Origin of the sequence: Acinetobacter sp. C15, from assembly GCF_013420645.1 — a bacterium.
Taxonomy (GTDB): Bacteria; Pseudomonadota; Gammaproteobacteria; order Pseudomonadales; family Moraxellaceae; genus Acinetobacter; species Acinetobacter indicus.
Genome location: NZ_VOXR01000094.1, coordinates 1 through 3,132, shown reverse-complemented (window position 1 = coordinate 3,132; position 3,132 = coordinate 1). Strand labels below are relative to the sequence as shown.

Genomic DNA, 3,132 nt, shown 5'->3' with positions numbered 1-3,132 from the left:
ATGGAGAAATCTGATAGATATGTTTTACCTGAGAGACGGATGAGGAGTTACCCAAGAGTTGTAAAAGGAAAACCTCAAAAATACCCAAGAAAAAGCCAGTCAATCTCTTAACTGACTGGCATTACTCAGTTGAGGGCTTTTTGTTGTGCGTTTATAAGACTTCATCAATCAGGTTTTCAATCGCATCAGGGCGAGAATTCTGCTGCTGATTTTGCGCTGGTTGTTGCGGCTGTGCCGGTTGCTGTGGCTGAGGCTGCATTGGTGGTGGAGTCGCCTCATCCGGAATCAGGATTTCCTCACCCGGCAAATCATCAAAATCATGCTGCGGTGCAGGCGCGACCGGTGCCGGCGCAGGACGATACAGCGGACGGGCCAATGGCGGTGATGAACGATAGCGCTGCTGCAACTCCTGCTCCATGCTGTCATTGCTGGCACTATCGCGGCTTAGCTGGTTGCCTTTACGGTCCAGACTGACCCAGGCTTCCGGTGTACCTTGCAGGGCTTTACCCATAAACTCGGTCCAGATCGGCAGGGCTGCGACACCGCCATATTCACGACGACCCAAAGTCGTTGGCTGGTCAAAACCGACCCAGGAAATGGTCACCAGTTTACCATTAAAGCCGGCGAACCAGGCATCTTTGGCATCGTTGGTGGTTCCGGTTTTTCCACCAATATCATTACGGCCAATACGCAGGGCAGCGCGTCCGGTACCGTACTGAATCACATCACGTAGAATATTGGCCATATCATAGGCCGAGCTGGATTTTAAAATACGCTGTGCCTGACGATACTGGCTGCGTTCAATCTTGTTGGCTGGCGCTGCATCTGCAGTTTGGATTGACTGATTGGTGACTTCAATCACTTCATCATCTGGCGTTTTTACTTCAGCTGTTTCAGGATTTTTTTCATCTTCAGTGATACAGGCAATGCAGGCATATTCAGGATTGGCCTGATAGATGGTTTTGCCATACGCATCTTCAATACGCTGAATAAAATGCGGTTGTACCCGATAACCGCCATTGGCAAAGGTGGCATAGCCGGTGGCCATTTGCACCGGCAGCACCTGTGGCGTACCTAAGGCGATGGTGTAGTTATGCGGAATCTGGTCTTCCTGCAAGCCAAAATCCATAAATAGTTGGCGGGTACGGTCCAGACCGACGGTTTGAAGTAAGCGGACTGAAACGGTATTTCGAGATAAATACAGCGCACGGCGTAAAGGAATCATGCCCAGATAACGGCCATCCGAGTTACGTGGTGACCATTTGCCAATGGTAATTGGGCTGTCATTGAGCATGGTATGCGGAGTCATGCCGCGTTCCAGCGCCATCGCATAAACAAAGGGTTTGATAATTGAGCCTGGCTGGCGCCAGCCTTGCAAGGCACGGTTAAAGGTCGATTGATAAAAGTTATAACCGCCGACAATGGCTTCAATCGCGCCATTGTTTGGGTTAATTGCAATCAGCTGCCCCTGAACTTTGGGAACTTGCACCAGTGACCAGGAACTTTTGTTCTGGTTGGGGCGTAAACGGACAATATCGTTAACTTTGACAATTTGAGCTGCCCGGTTTGGTGCTGCGCCAACACTATTGGCATTGCGATAGGGACGCGCCCAGGACATGCCAGACCACGGGACAGTGACGGTAGAACCATCCTGCATCAGAGCTTCAAAAGAATTGTTCAGGACTTTGGTGACTTGTGCGGGATAGGTGTTGGCAAAGGCACGAAAGTCACTCAGTGGCTGGTCATGCGCTTCGGCACCGCGCCAGCCATGACGGCGGTCATATGCTTCTAGACCATTTTGCACCGCCTGCTCGGCATAAGCCTGACGTTTACTGTCAATGGTGGTGTAAACCTTATAACCAGAATCAACCGCCTGCTTGCCGAATTTTTTGACCAGTTCAGCTCGGACCATTTCCCCAACATAGGGGTGAATATTACTGATACTGCGATCCGGCATATCCAGGTTAATTGGCTCGGCAATCCCACCCTGATATTCATTCTGGTTGATATAACCGAGTTGCAGCATCCGGCCCAGAATCCAGTTGCGACGTTCTAAGGCACGTTCCGGATTGACCACTGGATTGTAACGTGATGGCGCTTTTGGCAGACCAGCAATCATCGCCATTTGCGCAATACTCAGTTCTTCCAAGCTTTTGTTATAGTAAATTTTGGCTGCTGCCGTGATCCCGTAAGCATTTTTACCGAGAAAGATTTTATTGACATACAGGGTCAGAATTTCTTCTTTGGACAGGTTCTGTTCAATTTTTCGGGCTAGAAAAATTTCAGTCAGTTTGCGTCTTAAAGTGCGTTCCGGGCTTAAATAATAGTTCTTGGCCACCTGCATGGTAATGGTCGAGCCACCGGTTTGCACATTAGAACCGGTCACCGCTTCACTCACCGCACGGCCTAGGCCTTTAAAGCTGATGCCGCTATGTTCGAAAAAGGCCGAATCTTCAGCCGCTAAAAAGGCATAGATAAACTTTTCGGGAATCTGGTTGTACTCGACAGGTACAGAAAGTTTGCCACCATACTCTGCAATTAACTGATTATCCGTGCTATAAACTTGTAAAGGCTTCAAAAGAGGCGCTTTTTTTAGAGTGGTCATTTCCGGCAAAGATGGGGCAATATAGAGATACATGCCATAAAAACCCATCGGAATGGAAACTAACACAATAATTATGAGCAAAAAAAATGGATGAACACGGCCCGAACAAGATAGCTTTTTCATAACAAGTAAGTTTTAATAAGAGCTAATGGCAAACTAATTGCTGGTCAGTATAGCCTTTACCCATACGGATTGTTAGATGAGTTATTGTATCCGTACAAAAATATAGACCACAAAGCAACTTAGTGAATGGCATTTTTTTTGGGGATAAAAAAATAATAGGAAAAACTTATTGTGCGCAGGTTATATCGTAAACCGAGTAAGGGGTTAATAACTGCTAATTGAAATCTACTTATTTCTATATTATTATCTACAAATGAGTAGATATGTTAGTATTGGTGTTGCAGCTAAAACACTGGGTGTTTCCATCCAAACCCTAAGAAGATGGGATGAGGAAGGCACTTTAGTCGCAGATAGAACCCCAAAAAATCACAGACGTTACGATCTAAGCAAGATCACACCTGAAC

General features: G+C 47.0%; 2 protein-coding genes. One reads left to right on the top strand and one right to left on the bottom strand.

The window, feature by feature from the left end; translation table 11 throughout:
* Positions 1-151 precede the first annotated feature (151 nt).
* Positions 152-2,728: a penicillin-binding protein PBP1a gene (gene ponA / locus FTT63_RS15120; RefSeq protein ID WP_160232276.1), complete on the bottom strand. Its 2,577-nt coding sequence runs from the start codon at positions 2,726-2,728 to the stop codon at positions 152-154.
* A 253-nt stretch (positions 2,729-2,981) separates the two neighbouring features.
* Here ponA and FTT63_RS15115 point away from each other — a divergent pair.
* On the top strand, positions 2,982-3,132 hold a 151-nt coding region (locus FTT63_RS15115), incomplete at its 3' end, for a MerR family DNA-binding transcriptional regulator (protein WP_180191996.1).

Coding starts and splice junctions, on each gene's coding strand:
- ponA (WP_160232276.1), bottom strand. CDS start 2,728: ATGAAAAAGCTATCTTGTTCGGGCCGTGTTCATCCATTTTTTTTGCTC.